This is a genomic window from Streptomyces carpinensis (assembly GCF_002154505.1).
In the GTDB taxonomy this organism is placed as follows: domain Bacteria; phylum Actinomycetota; class Actinomycetes; order Streptomycetales; family Streptomycetaceae; genus Streptomyces; species Streptomyces carpinensis.
This window is the reverse complement of record NZ_MUBM01000283.1, coordinates 25,374-45,818: the sequence shown is the minus strand read 5'-3', so window position 1 is coordinate 45,818 and position 20,445 is coordinate 25,374. Positions and strand designations below refer to the sequence as shown.

The 20,445-nt window shown below is 68.6% G+C and carries 17 protein-coding genes and 2 pseudogenes; 10 read left to right on the top strand and 9 right to left on the bottom strand.

Annotation, left to right across the window (positions count from 1 at the left end; genetic code table 11):
- Positions 1-324: 324 nt before the first annotated feature.
- Positions 325-864 (bottom strand): hypothetical protein, encoded by a 540-nt coding sequence (locus BZY54_RS50470; RefSeq protein WP_143668177.1) that lies wholly within the window; start codon positions 862-864, stop codon positions 325-327.
- A gap of 172 nt (positions 865-1,036) precedes the next feature.
- Between BZY54_RS50470 and BZY54_RS33755 the strand changes: the two genes are divergently transcribed.
- The 5 genes from BZY54_RS33755 to BZY54_RS33735 all read left to right on the top strand — a co-directional run bounded on the left by BZY54_RS33755 (position 1,037) and on the right by BZY54_RS33735 (position 5,521).
- Positions 1,037-2,227, top strand: a complete 1,191-nt coding sequence (locus BZY54_RS33755) for a PP2C family protein-serine/threonine phosphatase (RefSeq protein ID WP_086729133.1) — start codon at positions 1,037-1,039, stop codon at positions 2,225-2,227.
- Positions 2,228-2,551: 324 nt separating this feature from the next.
- Entirely contained in the window at positions 2,552-3,352 is an 801-nt protein-coding gene (locus tag BZY54_RS33750; RefSeq protein WP_086729132.1) for an alpha/beta fold hydrolase, read from the top strand.
- A 2-nt stretch (positions 3,353-3,354) separates the two neighbouring features.
- Positions 3,355-4,644: a PP2C family protein-serine/threonine phosphatase gene (locus BZY54_RS33745; RefSeq protein WP_086729131.1), complete on the top strand. Its 1,290-nt coding sequence runs from the start codon at positions 3,355-3,357 to the stop codon at positions 4,642-4,644.
- Positions 4,641-4,979 carry an STAS domain-containing protein gene (locus BZY54_RS33740; RefSeq protein ID WP_086729130.1) on the top strand — a complete coding sequence of 113 codons (339 nt, stop codon included), beginning with the start codon at positions 4,641-4,643 and terminating at the stop codon, positions 4,977-4,979. The genes BZY54_RS33745 and BZY54_RS33740 overlap by 4 nt, the downstream gene beginning before the upstream one ends.
- Before the next feature lie 371 nt (positions 4,980-5,350).
- Positions 5,351-5,521, top strand: a complete 171-nt coding sequence (locus BZY54_RS33735) for a hydrophobic protein (protein ID WP_086729134.1) — start codon at positions 5,351-5,353, stop codon at positions 5,519-5,521.
- A gap of 80 nt (positions 5,522-5,601) precedes the next feature.
- On the opposite strand, the pseudogene BZY54_RS53840 reads toward BZY54_RS33735, so the two are convergent.
- The 7 genes and pseudogenes from BZY54_RS53840 to BZY54_RS33700 all read right to left on the bottom strand — a co-directional run.
- Positions 5,602-5,760, bottom strand: a pseudogene (locus BZY54_RS53840) (IS30 family transposase); the annotation flags it as partial.
- Positions 5,761-5,950: 190 nt separating this feature from the next.
- On the bottom strand, positions 5,951-6,373 hold the full coding sequence (locus BZY54_RS33725; RefSeq protein WP_086729128.1) for an ATP-binding protein: 423 nt from the start codon (positions 6,371-6,373) through the stop codon (positions 5,951-5,953).
- Between the two features lie 159 nt (positions 6,374-6,532).
- Complete coding sequence (locus tag BZY54_RS33720; protein ID WP_086729127.1) at positions 6,533-7,123, bottom strand: hypothetical protein; 591 nt, start codon at positions 7,121-7,123, stop codon at positions 6,533-6,535.
- A 466-nt stretch (positions 7,124-7,589) separates the two neighbouring features.
- Positions 7,590-10,418 carry a beta-N-acetylhexosaminidase gene (locus tag BZY54_RS33715; RefSeq protein WP_086729126.1) on the bottom strand — a complete coding sequence of 943 codons (2,829 nt, stop codon included), beginning with the start codon at positions 10,416-10,418 and terminating at the stop codon, positions 7,590-7,592.
- Positions 10,419-11,053: 635 nt separating this feature from the next.
- Positions 11,054-12,568, bottom strand: a complete 1,515-nt coding sequence (locus BZY54_RS33710; protein ID WP_244217472.1) for a DEAD/DEAH box helicase — start codon at positions 12,566-12,568, stop codon at positions 11,054-11,056.
- A gap of 242 nt (positions 12,569-12,810) precedes the next feature.
- Positions 12,811-13,017 (bottom strand): cold-shock protein, encoded by a 207-nt coding sequence (locus BZY54_RS33705; protein ID WP_067116135.1) that lies wholly within the window; start codon positions 13,015-13,017, stop codon positions 12,811-12,813.
- Between the two features lie 230 nt (positions 13,018-13,247).
- Positions 13,248-13,586, bottom strand: coding sequence for a helix-turn-helix domain-containing protein (locus tag BZY54_RS33700; protein ID WP_086729124.1), 339 nt, complete (start codon positions 13,584-13,586; stop codon positions 13,248-13,250).
- Between the two features lie 143 nt (positions 13,587-13,729).
- Here BZY54_RS33700 and BZY54_RS33695 point away from each other — a divergent pair, with 143 nt between their 5' ends.
- On the top strand, positions 13,730-14,218 hold the full coding sequence (locus BZY54_RS33695; RefSeq protein ID WP_167414114.1) for a GNAT family N-acetyltransferase: 489 nt from the start codon (positions 13,730-13,732) through the stop codon (positions 14,216-14,218).
- A 345-nt stretch (positions 14,219-14,563) separates the two neighbouring features.
- Positions 14,564-14,770 (top strand): annotated as a pseudogene (locus tag BZY54_RS53835) (MerR family transcriptional regulator); the annotation flags it as partial.
- Positions 14,771-15,088: 318 nt separating this feature from the next.
- Here BZY54_RS53835 and BZY54_RS33685 read toward each other — a convergent pair.
- Entirely contained in the window at positions 15,089-16,774 is a 1,686-nt protein-coding gene (locus BZY54_RS33685) for a ribonuclease J (protein WP_086729122.1), read from the bottom strand.
- 915 nt (positions 16,775-17,689) lie between these two features.
- On the opposite strand from BZY54_RS33685, the gene BZY54_RS52415 reads away from it, so the two are divergent.
- From BZY54_RS52415 to BZY54_RS33670, 3 genes are all read left to right on the top strand, one after another.
- Positions 17,690-17,875: a hypothetical protein gene (locus BZY54_RS52415; RefSeq protein WP_208640851.1), complete on the top strand. Its 186-nt coding sequence runs from the start codon at positions 17,690-17,692 to the stop codon at positions 17,873-17,875.
- A 495-nt stretch (positions 17,876-18,370) separates the two neighbouring features.
- Entirely contained in the window at positions 18,371-19,786 is a 1,416-nt protein-coding gene (locus tag BZY54_RS33675) for a DEAD/DEAH box helicase (RefSeq protein WP_086729121.1), read from the top strand.
- Positions 19,787-19,998: 212 nt separating this feature from the next.
- Positions 19,999-20,241, top strand: a complete 243-nt coding sequence (locus tag BZY54_RS33670) for a DUF5302 domain-containing protein (protein WP_086729120.1) — start codon at positions 19,999-20,001, stop codon at positions 20,239-20,241.
- Positions 20,242-20,445: the final 204 nt, after the last annotated feature.

Sequence of the window (20,445 nt, the reverse complement as noted above, 5' to 3'; positions counted from 1 at the left end):
GGGAGGCCCCCACCCCCCGCGCACGACATCCCGGCTCTTGCAGAGCTACTTGAACAACCACCCTGGCGGCGGCGGACTCGCCTGTCCTGCCAGGTTCTCGAGGTGGTGGGAATCCGTCGAAACCTCGGGTGCTCCCCCCACCCAAGGCACCCTCTCGGGCTCCAAGAATTGATCATCCCCACGTCTCGTGCCGGGGACGTGACTGCTGGTTTCCGTAGCGCCGGACCAAAGATCATTATTGGTCGCTTCGTGCCCGAACAGCTGAAGCACGGTCAATCTAGACCATCGGGGCCGCTATGAAGAGGGGGTGTGTGTAATTTGTGCTCACGCTGCGAAAGTTGATCCACCGATCCATGATCGACTACCGGTGTCTTGACGCCACCGCGCGCTCCAGCGGCGCGCCCGGCCCCGGGGCGCGGCGTCTACGCGGTAGTGATCGGCGAGCTTCGGGTGGCACCGGCCGGCGGCAGGGGTGTGCACGCTAGCATCGGCCAGGCACCGTCCCTCCTCTGGCGGGAACAGGGCGGTGACAACGATGACGGTTTGGTGGTAGACGAGATTCGCGGCCGCGTGCCCCTTCCTGTCTTGTGTGACGGCCCGCGCGATGCGCTGGTCGATCATGCCGAGCGAGCGGTACAGCTCGGAAACGCCGTCCAGGCGGCGTGATCTTTCCCCGGCCTCGGAGGAATGATTCCGCAGATCGAGCGATCCGAGGACGCGCTGCACCCGAAGCGCGCGAGAGCCTGATACCGCCGGTGGGTGCGGGAGCAGATCCCCTTCGATGTCGACTGGAATGGAAAGCGCTGCCGAGATCCCATGACGCACCTTCGCATGAGCCTGGCGCGGCGTCAGAAAGATCAGCAAGGGGTCATTGCGAGTCCTCGACCACCTGGCGAGCGCGCCGCCGTTCTGCGGCTCAGACGGGCCGAGGCGGATACTGCTGGAAGAGCAAATGCCGCGAGCGGGTGTGATGCAAGTACTGGATGAAGACGGGCGGACCCGGGGAAGAAGGAGTGGCAACGGATAGGAGGTTGCCATGGATGGCGGGGATCTGGAACTGGGGCAGCTTCTGGCCGCCGCGGAGGCCGCACCGCCAGGGGAGTCCGTCGAGGTACTTGCGAACGACCTGCGCAAGCGCTTCGGGGCGGAGCGCGTGTCGTTCCTGTTCGTCGACCTCGTGGGCCGGCGGCTGCTGCGCCTGACCACGCAGGTCGAGGATGACATGGGGGGCGCTGCCGAGCCGATCGACCTGGACGGCAGCGTCTACAGCGCGGTCCTGCGCAGCCAGCGCCAGCATGTGGAACCGAACGGCCAGGGCGGGCGGCGGGTGATCTCACCGGTGACCAACCGCGGCGACTGCATCGGTTTGCTGGAGGCAACGTTGCAGAACCATGACGACACCGTGCTCGCCCAGATCGAAGACGCGGCGCACGCACTGGCCTACATCATCGTCACGGACCGCCGTTTCACTGACCTGTACCACGCGGGCCGGCGCACCACCGAGACCAGCCTGGCCGCCGAGATCCAGCACCAGTTGCTCCCCTCGGCCGCCTGCTGCGAGGCTCCCCAGTTCACCCTCGCCGCTGAGCTGGTGCCGGCCGACGACATCGGCGGTGACACCTACGACTACACACTCGATCGCGACACACTGCATCTGTCCATCACCGACGCCATGGGCCACGACACCCACTCCGCGCTGCTGGCCACCCTCCTGGTCGGTGCTCTGCGCGGCGCCCGCCGCAGTGGCTGTGACGCACTCCAGCAGGCCCAACGTGCCCACGAGGCCCTCCTGGCCCACGGCCGTGGTCTGGCCACTGGGCAATTGCTGTGCATCAGTCTCAGGACGGGGACCTGCGAACTGGTCAACGCGGGGCATCCCCGGCCTCTGCTCCTGCGCCTGGGCGCCACCGAGGTCGAAGAGGTCCGGCTCGGCGTCAACCTGCCGTTCGGCGCGGTGGCCTCCACCACCTACCGTCTCCAGGAACTCCAGCTTCTCCCCGGCGACCGTCTGATCCTGCTCACGGACGGGATGCAGGAACGCGCCGCCGGAGCCGTCGACCTGCCCTCCCTCGTGTGGGACACCCGCACCTCACATCCCAGGGAGGCCGCGCGCAGCCTGACCACCGCGGTGCTGGACGCCTGCCGGGGAAATCTCAGGGACGACGCCACTGTTGTCGTCCTGGACTGGCATGGTCCCCGGGGCGTGACGACCGGCGCGAAGACGTAGAAAGCCCAGCTCGCCGATCAACTGCTGAGGATCGCTGCCCATGGCCGCGGCTATGACACGACGCAGCAGGCCGAGGCGCATCGGGCTTCGTCACACCCGGTGCCGCCGCGGTACTCGATGAACTCATGCTCGCGCCGCCTGCAGCTGCCTGCTCAGCGACGTCACCGGCAAGTCCCGCCATGCGCCCGCTCCTCCGGTGAGACCTTGACATCCAGGAGTGGGTAGAGGGTCTCTACCACGAACCGGTGTGTGAAGCGCCGGGCGCAATGAGGAGGCTTCAGGGCCGAATTGGGCCTCTGGGTGCTTCCTGAGAGACTGCCGAGCATGGATATCGCTCGCAGGAACAACGTCACCGTCACCGGCAACCCGCAGGGGCGGGCGGTGGTGCTGGCTCATGGGTTCGGCTGCGATCAGAACATGTGGCGGCTGACGCTGCCTGCCCTGGCCGAGGACTACCGCGTGGTGCTGTTCGACTACGTCGGTTCGGGCCGCTCGGACGCGGCCGCGTTCTCGGAGGACCGGTACGCCTCCCTGACCGGTTACGCCCAGGACGTGGTGGAGGTGTGCGAGGCGCTCGATCTGCGCGACGCGGTGTTCGTAGGCCATTCCGTCAGCGCGATGATCGGTGTGCTGGCGGCCGGCATGGCTCCGGGGCGGATCGGGGCGCATGTGATGGTCGCGCCGTCTCCGCGGTACATCGATGACGATGGCTACCATGGCGGCTTCAGCACCGAGGACATCGACGAGCTGCTGGCGTCACTGGAGTCGAACTATCTGGGCTGGTCGGCGGCGATGGCCCCTGTGATCATGGGGAACGGGGACCGGCCGGAACTCGGCGAGGAGCTCAAGAACAGTTTTTGCGCCACCGATCCGGACATGGCGCGTGTCTTCGCCCGCACCACGTTCCTGTCGGATTCGCGGGACGACCTGAAGAGCGTGAGGGTGTCGACCCTGGTGCTTGAGTGCACCCAGGACGTGATCGCGCCCCGGGAGGTGGGCGCCTTCGTCCACCAGGCGATCCCCGGCTCGACGCTGATCACTCTCGAGGCCACCGGGCACTGTCCCCACCTGTCCGCGCCCGGAGCCACCAACAAGGCGATCACAGAGTTCCTGGCGGCCCTGTGATGATGTGCCGTACCGGGCAGCAGCCCGACCCGCACGATGCCGACGACGAGAAGATATCGAACGCGGCGTTCGCCGCACTGTTGGAGGACAGCGCCGAGGAACTCTACGAAAGCGCACCGTGCGGATATCTGTCCACGCTGATGGACGGCACCATTGCGAAGGTCAACACGACGCTGCTGACCTGGCTCGGTATGGAGCGCGAGGCGGTGGTGGGCCGGATGCGGTTCACCGACCTGCTGACGGTGGGCGGCAAGCTGTACCTCGAGACGCACTTCGCGCCGCTGCTGCGCATGCAGGGCGAGATCAGCGCTATCGCCCTGGAGATCAAGCAGACAGACGGCGGCCGGATGCCTGTGCTGGTCTCCTCCGCGATCAAGCATGGCAGTACCGGCGAGCCCATGCTGATCCGTACCACCGTCTTCGACGCCCGGGACCGCCGCGCCTACGAAGAGGAACTCCTGCGCGGCCGGAAAGCCGCCGAGGAGGCACGCAAACAGGCGGAGGCCGACCGAGCCCGGCTGCAGGACGCCCTCGCCGTCCTCCAGCAGTCACTACTGCCCGACACCCTCCCAAAGGTGCCTGGGGTGGAGACGGCCGCCTACTACCACACCGCTCATCCCGACCGGCTCGGCGGCGACTTCTACGACGTCTTCCCCATCGACGGCAAACGCTTCGGCTTCTTTCTCGGTGATGTGTGCGGCAAGGGCCCCCAAGCCGCCGCACTCACCTCACTGACCCGCTACACCCTGCGTGCCGCCGCCCTGCACGACCCCGACCCCGTCTCCGCCCTGACCACCCTCAACACCGTGCTGCACGAGCGCTATGCCGGCAGCGGCGATCCGCGTTACTGCACCGTGGTCTTCGGCACCCTCGAGCCCGACCCCGATTCCGGGCAGGTCGCCGTCCACCTGGCCGCGGGCGGCCACCCTCCGGTCATCACCGTGCGTGCCGACGGCACCGCCGGCTATCTGCCCACTCCCGGTGGCCTCCTGGTCGGCGTCCTGCCCTTCGCGCGCTTCACCGCCGCCACGACCGTGCTCGCTCCCGGCGACATGCTCCTGCTCTACACCGATGGAATCACCGAAGCCCGCACCGGCGAAGACCGCACCAGCCTCTACGGGGACGAGGCCCTCCTGGCTTTCGCCGCCGACCACGCCGGCAAGCCCCCGCCCGCTGCGATCCAGGCACTGACCGGCCTGCTGAACAGTTTCGGCGACGGCCTCGACGACGACACCGCCCTGCTCGCCCTCGGCGTTCCAACTCCCGATCCCCTGACGAGAAGCAGCCAATGAGTCCACTGAAGATCACCATCCGAGACGCTGCCATGGGTCCCGTTCTGGAGATTTTCGGCGAGCTCGACTACGACAACGCCAGCAAACTGCGTGAACTGATCCCCACCATCGCCCTCCGGCCGGGCCAGCGCTTCATCCTGGACCTGGGCGGCATGGAGTTCTGCGACTCCAGCGGCCTCAGTGCCCTCATCGCCGCCCATAACCACGCCCACGCCGCCCAAGCGGACATCGCACTCGCAGCCGTACCCGCCCACACCCTGCGCACCCTGCGCATCGTCGGCCTCGACCAGATCTTCCCCATCCACCCCGAAACCGACACCGCACCCGATTCCTGAGCACGACGTGCGCTCACCGGACGGTTACGCGACAACGTGGCACTTCCGCCGGGCCGAGTGGCTGCGGTTGCAACCACTTCCGCCGAGATACCTGGAATGGCTTCCCGGGCATGCCCGGGAGGGCCCTTCGAAGAAAGAGACGTCGTCAGCGCTTGAAGGCATCCTTGGTCTTTTCCTTGGTCTGACAGACATCGCTTGGCCTTGCCCTTGGCCTGCTCGGTCTTCGCCTCGGCCTTCTCGCCGGCAGCCATGGAATGCGCCTTCTCCTTGCTGTGGCCCGCTTGTGCCCCGGCCCTCTCTGCACAAACAAGCCACAGCTATGGAATGAAGGAACAATGGCGGGGCATACGGCGCTCAGGAGGTCGGTAACTATGGTTCCTTTGTTGCTTGTTCTGCTTCTCGCCCTGGTCCTTTTCGGTGTCGGTTTCGCCGCCAAGGTGCTTTGGTGGGTGGCACTCGCCGTCCTGGTGCTGTGGCTGCTGGGATTCGTCATGCGCTCCACGAGCGCCGGCGGTGGCCGCGGCCGCTGGTACCGATGGTGACCTGTCCCGAACTCGCCCCCTTGTAGGGCCCGGCCGGTACGGCGGATTCCATGTTTCGTTGCAACACATGGTCGCGTTGATCAGGCCGTGAGCAGTTCATGCAGGCGCTCGGCTGGGGTTTCCCAGCCGAGCGTTTTGCGTGGCTGGCTGTTGAGCTCGTCAGCGACCGCGTCGAGGTTGCCCCTACTGGGCCGGGGAAGGCCGGTCCTTCTGGCAAAGTACCGCCGCAGGAGGCCGTTCCAGTCCGTTACCCGTGTGTCAGCCTTGACCGGGCGGGATCGAGCAACACGCGGGAGACACCGGCGGTCCGCGGCCGACTTCGATATCCCGAAGCACGGCGGCAAAGGGCGCCGTGCACAGCCGCTGACTCCCAGAGGCCATCCGGAAAAGAAGGAACCTGCGCGGTCTCCGGCCAGGTCGTTCCCCCGCTTATGTCGCCTGCGTTGGTGAGGGCGGTTGGAAGCAGGCGGTGACGTCTTTGCCGCGGGGGCAACGGCGGACCTGCCAGCCGTCGGCGAGGGCGTCGACCAGGAGCAGCCCGCGCCCCCCGAGGGCGCTGTCATCTGCGTGACGTTGCTGGGGCAACTGCGTTGAGGCGTCATGCACAGTCACATGCAGGCATTCCTCGTCCCACGTGAGGATGAGCTGCGCGGCGGTGCCGGCGTGGGCATGGGCGTTGGTGACCAGCTCGGACACGGCCAGCACGACCGAGTCCACCAGATCCGGTGCCGTCCGTTCCCAGCCGAGGCTGACCAGATGCTTACGGGTCCAGTCCCTGGCCGCCGTCACTCCGCTGCTGATCGGCAACGAACGCGCCCATCCGACAGCCCTCAATGATGAGTCCTGTGCCACGGTCTCTCCTTCAGCCAACCCGCGGGTCTCTTGTTCCGTCTGCCCGGCACACGGCAGCCCCAACGTGAGCTGGCGGGATGATCTCCAGCGCGAAGTCCTGTACGAAGAGTGTGGTGCCACCGCGGTTGCAATGAAGGTGCTTGTCCCAGGTGGATGCTGTTACTGCGCTGCGCGCCGCGGCTCAGGGCGCGGTCGGGGCCTGCGGCGCACCGTCCCGAAGGGCTTGACGTAAGAAAGCACGACGGTCGCGATCAGCACGCAGCAGGCTGCGCCCGAATCGCGGACCAGCCCGGTGGCGTCGGCGACAGGATGCCGGGCCAGTGCCGCCGAGGCCGCCGTGCCCAGGCCCGGAACCAGTACGAACGTGGCAAGGACGGTACCCCCGGCCGTGATCGCGAGGCTCAGCACCACCCACCAGTGGCGCAGCAGACCCCAGGGCGTGAGCAGGCCCAGCGCGACGCCGGTGGCCAGGGCCAGCACGGCGAGCGGCAGGAGCAGCAGCTCGCCGATCAGGTGGGCGGCTGGGTAGACGGTCACCGGGTCGCTGCCTAGCCGCCCCGCCGAGGCCAGGGCCAGCACGGCGGAGTCACTGCCCAGTAGCCCGACCGAGACCGTCACGTGTGTGGCCCGTAGCGCCTTGCGCCACTGCGGCGGCAGCGTGCCGCGGCGGCCTGGGCGGCGCGGCTCCTGCGGGTGCGTCGTTCGGGTGGTGGGGGCGAACGGGCTGGGTTTCTGAGGCGGGGTGTCCACGGGCCTTGGGTCCTCGGTGTCCGGTGTGTGTCCTGTCGGGGGTCGAGCGTCGCCTCTGATCCTGGACGCGGGCCGCGCTGACGTCGTCGTCCCATGGGCGGCACACCGCCTACTACGCGGGAAGTACCGGGGGATTCCTCGCGCTCCGTGCCGGACCTGCGGGCCGGCCGCCAGAGCAGCAGGCGGGCAGGGCGCAGCGACCGCACAGGCGCGGCAGCAGCAGGCCTGTCACCATGCCGTGCTGGAACCACCGCCTCGCTCGGAGACGGAACCGAGCAGGGCGCAAGGCCGCATCGGGCTTCGCTGCGAAGCGTGCAGTTCGGGCGACCCTGACAGGACGCCCGCACCACCCACCGGTGAGCGCGGACGTCATATGGTGCTGGGCACCGCCCTTCATCCGGCAAGCGAGGAGAACCACGGCCCTGCGCAGCTCGCGCGCAGGGCCGCCATGTTCCCCTACCGGGTGTCAGAATCCGGCGCACTGGCCCGACATCGGGCCGGACGCCGCGTTGGGTTGGTCGGCGTTGGTCGGTGCGGGGGAGTTGCCCGTGCAGGACAGTGGCCCGCTGATGTGGTTACCGGAGACGATCGTGGAGCCGGTGTTGTTCTTGAGGACGAGCGGGCCCGCCACGGTGGCGCCGTCGATCGTCACCTGACCGGCCGAACCGCTGACCTCCACCGAACCCCCGACCGTCGTCGGCGCGCACTCGCCGTTCCGGTTGCCGAGCCAGACGCGGGTTGCGGCGGTCACGTCCACCGGTCCGGAGACGGTTGTACCGCACAGCAGAACGTTGCCTGCTCCGGAGGCCGTCACCGGGCCGCGGAGCACGGACCCGGATGCGTAGAGCGAAGCACCCGCAGCCACTGTGACCCGTCCCGAGACCGTCGCGCCGTCGAGGCACGTGACGCCTGAGGACAAGGTCAACGGGCCCTGGTGCGTCCCGGTGACCATCGACGTACAGGACGGGACGCCGGTCGCGACGAACGGCACGACCCACGTCTGGTCCTGACGGCTGTAGGTGACGGTCCCGTGGTACGTCCCGTCCGCCGGGTAGGTGTGGCTTCCGCTGACCGTCATCAGGCTTCTGCCCTGACGTTGGCTCGTCGCGTAGTCCCGTGCTGTGATGCCGGCGGATTGGGTCGGCGATCCGTCGCCCCAGTCGATCACCGCCGTGAACTCACCCGGCGGAATCGAGCCGGCGGCCAACCGGCCCAGGGGTGCGTTGCTCAGGGTCCTGTCGACGCCGAGGCGGGTGACCGTGCCCATCGACTCCGTACTCCAGGTGACCTGGGCGATGGAACCGTAGTTCACGTTCGCGAAGGCCCATCGCGGCCCGGCGACGCTGAGCCGCTGGCGGTACGCGTCGTAGTCCTGGGTGAGCACCTTGGGAGACCAGGCCTTCTCCAGGATTCCGGCCAGCCGTGGGAACACCATGAACTCGTTGGTGGCCAGTCCACGCATCTGTTCGCCCCAGATCGGCGCCTCGATGCCGATGATGTCCTTTGCCTTCGGTCCGCCGTATGCCGGTTGCGCCCAGACGGAGCGGTACTTCTCGTAGACCCATTCCGGGTCCCAACCGTAGGCCTTGTCGAGCTCGGTCCGGGGCGTCCGGCCGGGCGACCCGTCGTACCCGAAGTCGAGGTAGGCGTTCCACTCCGGGGTGGTGATGACGTCGCGGCCTTGGTTGAACCACTCGGGTTTGATGAGCGGCGGGCCACCGCCGGTGTAGTCGGACCAGTAGTGGTTGATGGACGTCGAACCCGGTGCGTAGCCCTCGAGTGCGGGATTCCAACCCATCATCCGCTTGCCGTTGGCGTTGACGATGGACTCCATCTGCCCGATCCACCACTTGTAGTCCTCGTGGGGCATCCCGATGGCTTCGTCGCCGCCGATGTGGATGATCGGTGCGGGCGAGATCGCGGCGAGTTGTGCGATCGCGTCCCGCCAGAACGCGAGCGCCCGTGCACTCGCCGAGTCGTTCGGGTTCGTGCAGAAGCGGTCGGTCTGGGTCTGGCCCTGGCAGCCCATGACCGCGACGCCGCCCAAGGACCTGACCGCCGCCGTGGCGTGGGCCGGGCTCTCCAGTTCGGGGACGATCTCGATGAACCGGTCGGCGGCGTACTTGACCAGGCTCTTGAAGTCCTCTTGCGTGTAGAAGCCCGGGATACAGCCCGACCCGTTGCACCCGGTACCGTCCAGAGCCGGGTAGCCCTTGATCTGCAGGCGCCAGGACTGCGAGTCGCTCAGGTGCAGGTGCAGCCGGTCGCCCTTCAACGCTGCCAGTTGGTCGATCATGGACCGGATCTCGGCCACGGTCATGAAGTTGCGGGCAGGGTCGAGTTGAAGACCTCGATGCGCGTAGCGCGGGTAGTCCAGTACTGTGATGGGCTGCGCCGTCCACGGCCCCACGCCGGTGACGGACGAGTTGATCGCCGCCGGCAACAGCTGCCGAAGGCTCACGAAGCCGTTGAACAGACCGTGTGCTTGAGGGGCGACGATCTTGACGCCCGTACTCGACACTGTGAGGGAGTAGCCCTCGTCCGCCATGTCCTCTGGGATGCCGGACACCGGTCCGAGCGAGAGGGAGATGTCGGCGGAGGTGGCGGAATCCGTCACCACGGGGAGTACGAACCCGGTGGCCGGTCGTAGGTAGCCGGCGAGGACCTCTGCCGTCGAGGCGAGGGCACTGCTGGAGACGACGATCCGGGACTTGTCCGTGAGCACCCACGGCTGACCGCTGCCGGGCGTCTGCTTCACCGGCACGGGGATGATCTGACCCACTGTCGGCGGCGGCTTGGGGCCGGACCATAGCTCGAACTCGTTGAGCGTGTAACCGATGGTGGACGTCGTGGCCAGGGCCTGCATCCGGACACAGGAGATCGGATCCTTGCGATCGATCACCTGCGAATCCTTGTCGGCCGGATTCACCACGTGGGCGACCGTCGACCAGGTCTGGCAGTCGGCGTCCGTGGAAACCTGCAGGTCGTACTCGGTCGGCTTGGACGGAGAGGTCCAGCGGCTGAACACCTCGTACACCGGGGCGGGCGTGGCCAGCTTGACCTGGAACCAGTCCTGGGTCGGGTCGTAGCCGTTGCCGACCGACGCGTAGTTCGAGGTCCATCCGTCGTGCACGAACACATCGATCGCGTTGGCGGGCGCATACGTCGCCGCGGGTGCAGTCATGCGTTGGGACTTGGCAGTGGCGACCGCGCCCGGCAGCAGGGCGAGGTTCACGCTCTCGGAGGTCGACGGATCGGCGGACGTCGTGGCGGTGCCGGCGGAAGCCTCTCCCACTGTGAGTGGAAGCAGAGTTGCGGCCAGAAGGGCACCGATCGTGAGGACGGGGACAGCGCGAGGCCGAGAGCGATGGCCTGCGGTTGGTCTCCCCTCGAGTTTCGGTGACAAGAACGGGAATCTCACGTCACTCCTTACCAGTGCTGGCGGTGTCACGCGGACCTGGAGGGCGACCGTACCGGCGAAAACCACGACGAGAAAGACGTACGGCGCGACGAGCACGCCCCGATCGGCTGTACGCCGATGCTGCGGCCGACTGGGAATCGCCGGAGGGAGACACCGGGGTGGCCGCGGGCACGAGGACGGCCGCCTTGATCATGACGTGGTGTGACGCAACATCAAAGCACGGGGCATGCCGATGGAGCTCGAGGATGTCAACTGCTGGAGCCTGGCCGACGCGATCGGGGAGCGGGGTCCGCACCGCCTGCACCATCTGCTGTCCCGCGCGGTGGGGGACGAACAAGCGGTGCTTGGCGGACGTCGACCTGGTCGACGGCGGTGACGGGATCCTGATCAAGGATGAGACGGGGGACGCGAAGTCCTCCACCGCCGCGGTGGCCGCGGCCCCTTCGTTGGGGCGGGCAGGACGGGCGACGGCTCGTCCCGACCGCAGGGAGCGCCTCCCCGGGCTTGAGCTATGGGTTGTTCCCCGGTGCAGGCCGACGGCCCCGGGCGGCGGCCCGGCCTCTTCCGCCACGACCGGCCCCCTGGCCGCTCCTCCCACGGCCGGCAGCCCGGCTCCTGTGATGCCGGCCGACGGCTCCCTTGCCGTCGGGTCGTCCTTCGACCGGTGCGGCGAGGACGACGGGCACGCCGGAGGGGGTCCGGGCGCCGGTGATGCGGTGCAGCTCGGCCTCGCCAGGGCGGATCCGTACGGTGCGCGGAGCGATTCCGGCGTCGCCCATCAGACGGTCCACCGCTCGCCGCTGGTGTGGCAGCACGAGGGTGACGACCGTGCCGGACTCGCCGGCGCGTGCGGTACGGCCGCCGCGGTGGAGGTAGTCCTTGTGGTCGCCGGGAGGGTCTACGTTCACGACGAGGTCGAGGCCCGTGACGTGGATTCCGCGGGCGGCGACGTTGGTGGCCACCAGGACCGTGACGTGGCCGTCCTTGAACTGAGCGAGCGTCCGGTTGCGCTGTGACTGGGACTTGCCGCCGTGCAGGGCCGAGGCTCGTACTCCGACGGACAGCAGGTGCTTGGTGAGCCGGTCCACCGCGTGCTTGGTGTCCAGGAACATGAGCACGCGTCCGTCGCGGGCGGCGATCTCGGTCGCGGCGGTGTCCTTGTCGGCGTCGCGCACGTGCAGCAGGTGGTGCTCCATTGTGGTGACGGCTCCCGCGGACGGGTCGACCGAGTGCACCACGGGGTCGACGAGGTAGCGGCGTACCAGCAGGTCGATGTTGCGGTCCAGCGTGGCCGAGAACAGCAACCGCTGGCCGCTCGCGGGAACTTGGTCGAGCAGCGCGGTCACCTGCGGCATGAAACCCATGTCGGCCATCTGATCGGCTTCGTCCAGCACGGTGACGGCGACCCGGTCCAGCCGGCAGGCCCGCCGCTCGATCAGGTCCCTGAGGCGGCCGGGCGTCGCCACGACGACCTCGGCGCCGTCGCGCAGCGCACTCGCCTGGCGGCCTATCGACATGCCGCCCACCACGGTGGCGAGCCGCAGCCGTAGGGCGCGGGCGTAGGGGGTGAGCGCGTCGGTGACCTGCTGGGCCAGTTCGCGGGTGGGGACGAGGACGAGGGCGAGCGGCTGCCGGGGCTGGGCCCGCTGTCCGTCCAGACGGGCCAGTACCGGCAGACCGAAGGCGAGCGTCTTGCCCGAACCCGTCCGACCTCGGCCCAGGACGTGCCGGCCGGCCAGTGCGTTCGGCAGTGTGGCCGCCTGGATCGGGAAGGGCACGGTCACGCCCTCGGCGCGGAGCGCGGCCAACAGCCTTGCGGGCACGTCCAGTTCGCTGAACGCCTCGACCGCCGGCAGCGGCTCGGTGAGGGTGACCGGCAGGGCGAACTCATGTCGGCGCAGGGCGGAGCGTGCGCCCTGGCCGGTCTTTCGTCCGGTACCCGGACGGGGACCCTGGCGGCCCGTCCCCTGCGTACGGGAGCGGCCGCCGGAAGCGGTGCCGGTGTGACGGGGTGTGCGGTTCACGGAAGAACCTTCCACGATGCGGCGTATCGAGGAATTCCGTCCAGCGGCGATGACCGCACGAGGATTCGCAAGAATGAGCCGAAGAAAAAAAGAGCCGGCCCTCGTGGCGCTGGAGCGGGGACGGCCGGCGGTCCGGAAAATCCGGAAAACGGAAAATCAATGAGCTGGGGCCCGTACCCCAAGAGCACGGGCCCCAGCCACATGATGCGCGAACCACTGGCTCGCGACGATTCGCGTCTGCGTCAGGCGGGAACGATGTTCTCAGCCTGCGGGCCCTTCTGGCCCTGCGTGACGTCGAAGCTAACCTTCTGGCCTTCCTGAAGCTCGCGGAAGCCACCGTTGCTGATGATGTTCGAGTAGTGGGCGAACACGTCAGCGCCGCCGCCGTCCTGCTCGATGAAGCCGAAGCCCTTTTCCGCGTTGAACCACTTCACGGTGCCAGATGCCATATTGAATCTCCCTTGGGGGGCAGTGCCGGTCTCCGCACTTTGCGGAGCCGAGTCGCCGCGATGATCACCCCTCCGGAAAGTTCCGGAAAGCTCTGCAAAGAAAAAATCTCTGGCAACCAAAACTGCAACTGCTCTCACGTTAACACAGGCCGGATGGAGACGGGCATACGTTTTCGGGAGCGTCCGGTAATTATCCTCCCGCGCCGGGGTGTATATCTGTAGTGGCGGGACTAGGTATCTGCGCGGTGCTCGTCCAGCTTCCGGTGTATTGCCCGATTCAGACGCAGGGCGTCGTCGAGCTGGTCCTCAAGGGAGACGATGCGGCACGCGGCCTCGATGGGGGTGCCCTGGTCGACAAGCGCACGGGCGGGGGCGGCGATGCGCAACTGGCGGCGGGAACAACGGCGGTGGCCGCCTTCCGAACGCAGAGGAGCGATCAGTCCGACTTCACCGACGGCCCGGAGGAAGGCGGGGGTGGTGCCGAGAACGTCCGCGGCCCGCCCCATGGCGTAGGCGGGATAGTCGTCATCGTCGAGGTCGCCGGCGACGGAGGCGTTCTCAGCGGGCATGGCACGTTCGTTCCGGGGACGCGGCGAGGGACCCGGTCGTGCCTGGCACTGGTCTCCGAAGGATCCGGAGCGGTGCAGGAACGCCTGCCCGAGCAGCCGACCCCTCCGAACCAAGGCACCCCCCGGTGCGACATACTCTCCCGATGAGTTCACGCACTTCCCCGATCAGTCAGCCGATCACCATACGGAGGGCCGTCGCGCGGGATGCCAAAAGGCTCACACGGCTCGTGCGTGGCTCAGGCGCCTACGAGGGTAAGTACGCAGCCGCAGTGGCGGGCTACCGGGTCGGCCCTGATTACATCGAGGCCCACCGCGCCTACGTAGCCGTCGGCCCCGACGAGCATGGAGGCCGGGTCCTCGGGTTCTACTCGCTCGTCCTCGCTCCACCGGAGCTCGACCTGCTGTTCGTCGCCGACGAAGCGCAAGGACGGGGTATTGGACGACTGCTCGTCGCGCACATGCTATCCGAGGCCCGTGCCGCCGGGCTCGACCGTGTCATGGTCGTGTCGCACCTTCCCGCCGCGGACTTCTACCACCGCGTCGGTGCAGTACGGATCGGGACCGCCCTCGCGAACCCGCCCGCCGTCCTGTGGGACCGTCCCGAATTCGAGTTTCGCATTCCTTCGGAATGACGCGGTGTGCCGGTTCGCAGGGCACCGGCTTCGCCTGCATGGCGCGCTCCGTGTGTGCCGTCGTCCCTCCCTGGCGAGGGGATCGCCTGCGCGCCTGCGCCGGCGGCCTCTCCCTCACCCGAGGCCGACGATCTGGAAGAGGCGTGCGACGGAGGCACTGGGTGCTGCCCGTCGTAGCCGACCCCCGACGCGCGGTTCGGTGGGTGGTGAGGAGAGTGTTGACGCCGCCGGAGTCCATGATCGTGACGCCGTCGAGGTCCAGCACCGTCCGGTACGAGGCGGCGCGGTGGGCAGCTGCGGCATCGAGACGCGTCGGGGGCCCGGATGCCAACCGCTTGATCACCCCCGCTGCGCTCCGATGGCGGCCATCGCCGCTACTCCCGGTACCAGCTGCGCATCGCCGCCCGCGCCCGCGAACTCGTCGACCAGGGCACCGCCATAGAGGCCGCCTGGCGCATCGTCATCCTCGAAGACCAGCTCGAAAAGGCGCGGCGCATCGACGAGCAACTGCGCGCCGAGGGCGGCAAGCCTCAGCCGAAGACATCAGCCTGATCAGAACGCCCGAACCCGAGGCAACACCTGTCGGCGGATGAGGCCGCCGAGGGACCGCACCGCCGTTCCGCAGCTCAGGCGGGCTCAACGCGTCAACCGGACTCCACGGCAGAGAGAACCGCGAGCGGGCGTGATGCATGTAGTGGGTGACGAGGGGCGAACCCGGGGAAGGAGGAGCGGCAACCGATGGGAGGTTGCCATGGGTGGCGGGGATCTGGAACTGGGGCAGCTTCTGGCCGCCGCTGAGGCGGCACCGCCCGGGAGTCCGTCGCGGGCGGGGCCGCGGCCGGAACGGGGACCGTGCCGCCGGGCTATGGCTCAGGCGTCGATGATGACGGGGATGATGAGGGGTTTGCGGCGGTGGGTGCGGAACGCCCAGTTCGCCACGGCGCGGGCGAGGAGTTGTTCGAGTTGGCGCGCGTCCCCGACGCCTTCCTCGGCTGCGGTGGCCAGGGTCTTCTCGATGACGGGGATGACCGGCTCGAAGGTGGCGTCGTCGTGGACGAAGCCGCGGGCCAGGAAGTCGGGGGCCTCGGCGAGAGCGCCGGTGTCCGCGTCGACGATCGCCACCACCGTGACCACGCCTTCGGCGGCGAGGGTGAGGCGGTCCTTGAGGGACGCTTCGGTGGCGCCGCCGACTTCCATGCCGTCCACGTAGACGTTGCCGGCGGCCACCTTGCCGGTGATGGATGCGCGTCCGTCGACCAGGTCGACGACGACGCCGTCCTCCGCGATGACGACCCGGTCGGGGTCGACACCGGTACGGATGGCGAGGTCGGCGTTGGCCCGCAGGTGCCGCCATTCGCCGTGCACGGGCATGACGTTGCGGGGTTTGACGATGTTGTAGCAGTAGACGAGTTCGCCGGCGCTGGCATGCCCGGAGACGTGCACCTTGGCGTTGCCCTTGTGGACCACGTGGGCGCCCCACCGGGTGAGTCCGTTGATCACCCGGTAGATGGCGTTCTCGTTGCCAGGGATGAGGGAGCTGGCGAGCAGGACGGTGTCGCCCTTGCCGATGCGGATCAGGTGGTCGCGGTTGGCCATCCGTGACAGCGCGGCCATCGGTTCGCCCTGGGAGCCGGTGCACACCAGAGTGATCTTGTGGTCCGGGAGCTTCTCCAGCTCCTTCGTGCTCACGACCAGACCGGAAGGGACCTTCAAATAGCCCAGGTCACGGGCGATGCCCATGTTGCGGACCATCGACCGGCCGACGAAGGCGACCTTGCGGCCGTGCTGGTGGGCGGCGTCCAGGACCTGCTGGATGCGGTGCACGTGGCTGGCGAAGCTTGAGACGATGACCCGGCGCGGCGCGGTGCGCATCACCTGCTCGATCGCCGGGTTCAGCTCTCGCTCGGAGGTGGTGAAGCCGGGTACTTCGGCGTTGGTGGAGTCGGTGAGGAACAGGTCCACGCCCTCCTCGCCGAGGCGGGCGAAGGCGCGCAGATCGGTGATGCGGTCGTCGAGAGGGAACTGGTCCATCTTGAAGTCGCCGGTGTGCAGCACCATCCCGGCCCGGGTGCGGATCGCGACCGCGAGGCTGTCGGGGATGGAGTGGTTGACCGCCACGAACTCGCAGTCGAAGGGCCCGAAGCCACGCCGGTCGCCCTCCCGCACCCGCACCGTGCGCGGCCGGATGCCGTGTTCCTTGAGCTTGGCCTCCAGGAACGCCAGCGTCAGCTTGGAGCCGACGACGGGAATGTCGGACCGCTCGCGCAGCAGGTACGGCACGCCGCCGATGTGGTCCTCGTGGCCGTGGGTGAGTACCACGGCCACGATGTCGTCCAGCCGGTCCCGGATCGAGGTGAAGTCCGGCAGGATCACGTCCACGCCGGGCTGGGTCTCCTCGGGGAACAGTACGCCGCAGTCGACGATGAGCAGCTTGCCCGCGTGCTCGAAGACGGTCATGTTGCGGCCGATCTCACCCAGGCCGCCCAGGGCGATGACCCGCAGCCCTCCTTCGGGAAGGGGCGGTGCGGCTTTCAGCTCGGGGTGCGGATGACTCATACCCTGACGGTACCCGGAGAGCGGGACAGGGCGATCCATTGCCTGTGTGATCCAACGAGCGCCCGATACGACCCGACGCCGGAGACGTACTGGCGCTCAGGTCGGCAAGCGTCTCACCTGCCCGCTGCCCGGGCCCAGGACAGGAGGGCATCCGCAGTCACAGCGACCGCCGCGGGTGCCGGGGTGGCCTCGCGGGTCGCGCGGGCGGTGAGCACCCCGCCCGCGATCACACAGAAGGAGCAGGGCGAACCGAGGGCCCGGGCATGCGCTCACGGCCGCTGAAGTGTCGAGGTTGAACGTGATGTCGACCGTCGCGGTCCGTTGTGGTCGGCCCGAGTCGACTTCGGGGTGTTCCAGAGCTGGGATTGAGCATGTACTGCGGGCCCGGGTCGGGGAGGCCTGAGTCAGGGGAAATCGGCAGGTGCTGTCCTGCGGCGGGGTCTGACTCTTGAGATCTGCGACCGGGGTGTCTTGCCCACGACCGCCGGCCGGGGATGGTGCGTTGCTGGTACCGGGCCGGCCGGGTGTGTCTCGATAGGGGCTTGCCGACCAGGCGTCGTCACGGTTCTGACCGTCCGCCCGGTCCGGTGCCGGCTACGCGATGAGCCGTCGGGTCGGAAGGTGAACGAGGATGACCGGTACGTTCCCTGCCCGACGTACCCCCCGGCGCCGGACGACGGGGGAGGTGGTCCTTGGAGTGGACACGCACCGGGACGCTCATGCGGCTGCCGTGCTCTCTTTGGTGGGGGAAGTGATCGGCATCGAGGTATTCCCGGCCACTGCGGCCGGATACAGCGAATTGCTGGAGTGAGCCAGGGAATTGGGCACGGTTCGGCGGGCCGGAGTGGAGGGGACCGGCTCCTTCGGGGCCGCCCTGTCCCGCTACCTGCTGGCCCAGGGCGTGGAAGTGTTCGCGTGAACCGTCCGGACCGGACCGACCGTCGCCGGCGCGGCAAGTCCGACCCGCTCGAGGCCCAGAACGCGGCCCGGGCGGTGCTGAGCGGGCGGGCGCGTGCTCAGGCCAACTCAGTCGACGGACCAGTGCAGATCGCCCGGATGTACAAACGCACCAAGGGCTCGGCAGTCGAGGCCTGCACGTAGGCGATCAAGCAGCTCAAGGCTGTCCTCGTTGTGCCGACCCGAACCTGCTGGAAGAACCGGCCGGGCTGAACAACGCAGAGCTTTTCCGTTCCTGCGCACGGCTCGCCGAGGACAGCTGTCAGCAAATGGTCAGCACCGGACGGTGTCCGGGCTTGCTGACCTGCATCCGCGGCAGGGCCTGCTGCGCCGCCCGGCGCGCTGCTCGAAGACTTGGTGCGTGGCTCGACAGCTCGCCCCGTGGGATGGGCTCCTTCTTCAAGCCGTTCGCGATGCAGCCTCAGGCCGTCACGGTCTCGCCGTGCGTGAGGCGGTCCGCGTCGGGTCATCGACTCGGGCGGGCGATCGGTATCACGGCGCGATGTAACGTCTTGTGTTAGGGTGATGCGTTTGCGTGGTCGTCGCGGTGGGCGATTCTGCCTGTTCGGTTCCGCTGGTGAGGGGACTGTTCGATCCTGCCGGGCCTTCCTCGGTACGTTCCCCTGCGGAAGGCTGTTCATGAAGCATCCCGATGACTCCGGCATCGCTCACGGCGGACCCGCCCAGCCCGGGGCCACGACCCCGGCGCTGCCCGCGGCCGTCTCCTTCGCCGGTCTGGAACTGCCGGTGGAGGTGCTGCGGACACTGAGCGGACTCGGGGTGCGCGAACCCTTTCCGATCCAGGCCGCCACACTGCCCGATGCCCTGGAGGGGCGCGACGTCCTGGGGCGCGGGCGCACCGGATCGGGCAAGACGCTCGCCTTCGGCCTGCCGCTGCTGACACGTACGGCCGGGCGGCGCGCCGAACCGAAGCAGCCCCTCGCTCTGATCCTTGTGCCCACCCGGGAGCTGGCCCAACAGGTCACCGAGGCGCTGGCGCCGTACGCCGAGGCACTGCGGCTGCGGATGGCCACGATCGTCGGCGGCATGTCGATCGGCCGGCAGGTCGCCGCGCTGCGCCAGGGAGCCGAGGTGGTCGTCGCCACCCCCGGACGCCTGCACGACCTGATCGAGCGCAACGCCTGCCGCCTGGGACGGGTAAGGGTCACCGTCCTGGACGAGGCCGACCAGATGTGCGACTTGGGATTCCTGCCGCAGGTTGTCGACGTGCTCGACCAGGTACACCCCGACGGTCAGCGGATGCTGTTCTCGGCCACTCTGGATCGCGACGTCGATCAGCTGGTCCGCCGCTACCTCCACAACCCCGTCGTCCACTCGGTCGACCCGCCGGGGGGCACGGTCTCGACGATGGAGCACCATGTTCTGGTCGTCCACGGACCTGACCGCTACGCGGTTACCACGGAGATCGCCGCCCGTGACGGCCGCGTACTGCTGTTTCTCGACACCAAGCACGCCGTCGACCAGCTCACCCGGCATCTGCGGGCCAGCGGGGTGCACGCCGGGGCCCTGCACAGCGGCAAGTCCCAGCCGCAGCGCACACGGACCCTGGCGCAGTTCAAGAACGGCCAGATCACCGTTCTGGTGGCTACCAATGTCGCGGCCCGTGGCCTGCACGTCGACGACCTCGATCTCGTGGTCAACGTCGACCCGCCCACCGACCCCAAGGACTATGTGCACCGGGCCGGCCGCACCGCCCGCGCCGGTGAGTCGGGCAGAGTGGTCACGCTCGTGCCGGCGGGCCATCGGCGCGAGACGAGCCGAATGCTGGCCGGGGCCGGCATCGAGCCGACCGTCACCAAGGTGCGCTCGGGCGAGGCGGAGCTGAGCCGGATCACCGGCGCCAAGACTCCCTCCGGCACTCCGCTCGACGGCGGGGCCGCCGTCCCCCGGCCCAAGAACAGCAATGCTCCTTTCCGCGGCTTCGGCACCAGCAAGGACCCCTCCCGCGGCGCCGGCGGCAAGTCTCGAAAGGCCGGCGAGGCCCGCAAACTCGCCGAGGCCCGCAAGGCCGCCCTCGTGCGTCGCAACGGCTGAGAACCGTTGGCCTGCCGGCAAATCTCATGGCCACGGGATCGACATCCCACGGCCCGGCCCGAAACCGGTCCTGTGCCCCTCCACCACGAAGCGAACGCCCTCGGCCGTGGGAGGGATATCCGCCAGAACGAAGCAGGATATGTTGTCGGCGCCCCGCACTGCGCCCGGCATGACAAGCTGTGCTTGCCCACCCCCGAACCCAGGAGGTCACCATGACCGCAGAGCCCGTAACTACGGAAGGTTCGGAGCCGCCTGCCCCCGAGACGTCACCTCTGGCGCCGGACAGCGACGGCAACTACGACCTCAAGCGCAAGTTCCGTGAAGCCTTGGCGCGCAAGCGCGGTGCGCAGGCGGACGCGGCCGATGTGGCCGCCAATCCGGATGCGTCGAAGGTACGTGCGGCGCACGGCCCGGCTGCGAGCCAGCGGTCGTTCAGGCGAAAGAGCGGCGGCTGAGTCGATCGGTCCCGCCTGTCCGGCCGCATTACCGGCACTCTGCGCGCTGTCCACTCGCGCGCCCGGTGCCGTGGCCCGCAACGTGCGCATACCGTGCGCGCGTTGCGGGCGGGGCGTAGCCAGGGTTCTCGCCTGTGGGAATGGCCCGGCTGCGGTGGGGCGCGGCTCGGTGGTGCCGCCGCGCCGGCATTCCCGGACGGGACG

Excerpts from the sequence above, each read along its gene's own strand:
- BZY54_RS33755 (WP_086729133.1), top strand. The coding sequence starts at position 1,037 with ATGGATGGCGGGGATCTGGAACTGGGGCAGCTTCTGGCCGCCGCGGAG.
- BZY54_RS33750 (WP_086729132.1), top strand. The coding sequence starts at position 2,552 with ATGGATATCGCTCGCAGGAACAACGTCACCGTCACCGGCAACCCGCAG.
- BZY54_RS33745 (WP_086729131.1), top strand. The coding sequence starts at position 3,355 with ATGTGCCGTACCGGGCAGCAGCCCGACCCGCACGATGCCGACGACGAG.
- BZY54_RS33740 (WP_086729130.1), top strand. The coding sequence starts at position 4,641 with ATGAGTCCACTGAAGATCACCATCCGAGACGCTGCCATGGGTCCCGTT.
- BZY54_RS33735 (WP_086729134.1), top strand. The coding sequence starts at position 5,351 with ATGGTTCCTTTGTTGCTTGTTCTGCTTCTCGCCCTGGTCCTTTTCGGT.
- BZY54_RS33705 (WP_067116135.1), bottom strand. The coding sequence starts at position 13,017 with ATGGCATCTGGCACCGTGAAGTGGTTCAACGCGGAAAAGGGCTTCGGC.
- BZY54_RS33700 (WP_086729124.1), bottom strand. The coding sequence starts at position 13,586 with ATGCCCGCTGAGAACGCCTCCGTCGCCGGCGACCTCGACGATGACGAC.
- BZY54_RS33695 (WP_167414114.1), top strand. The coding sequence starts at position 13,730 with ATGAGTTCACGCACTTCCCCGATCAGTCAGCCGATCACCATACGGAGG.
- BZY54_RS33685 (WP_086729122.1), bottom strand. The coding sequence starts at position 16,774 with ATGAGTCATCCGCACCCCGAGCTGAAAGCCGCACCGCCCCTTCCCGAA.
- BZY54_RS33675 (WP_086729121.1), top strand. The coding sequence starts at position 18,371 with ATGAAGCATCCCGATGACTCCGGCATCGCTCACGGCGGACCCGCCCAG.
- BZY54_RS33670 (WP_086729120.1), top strand. The coding sequence starts at position 19,999 with ATGACCGCAGAGCCCGTAACTACGGAAGGTTCGGAGCCGCCTGCCCCC.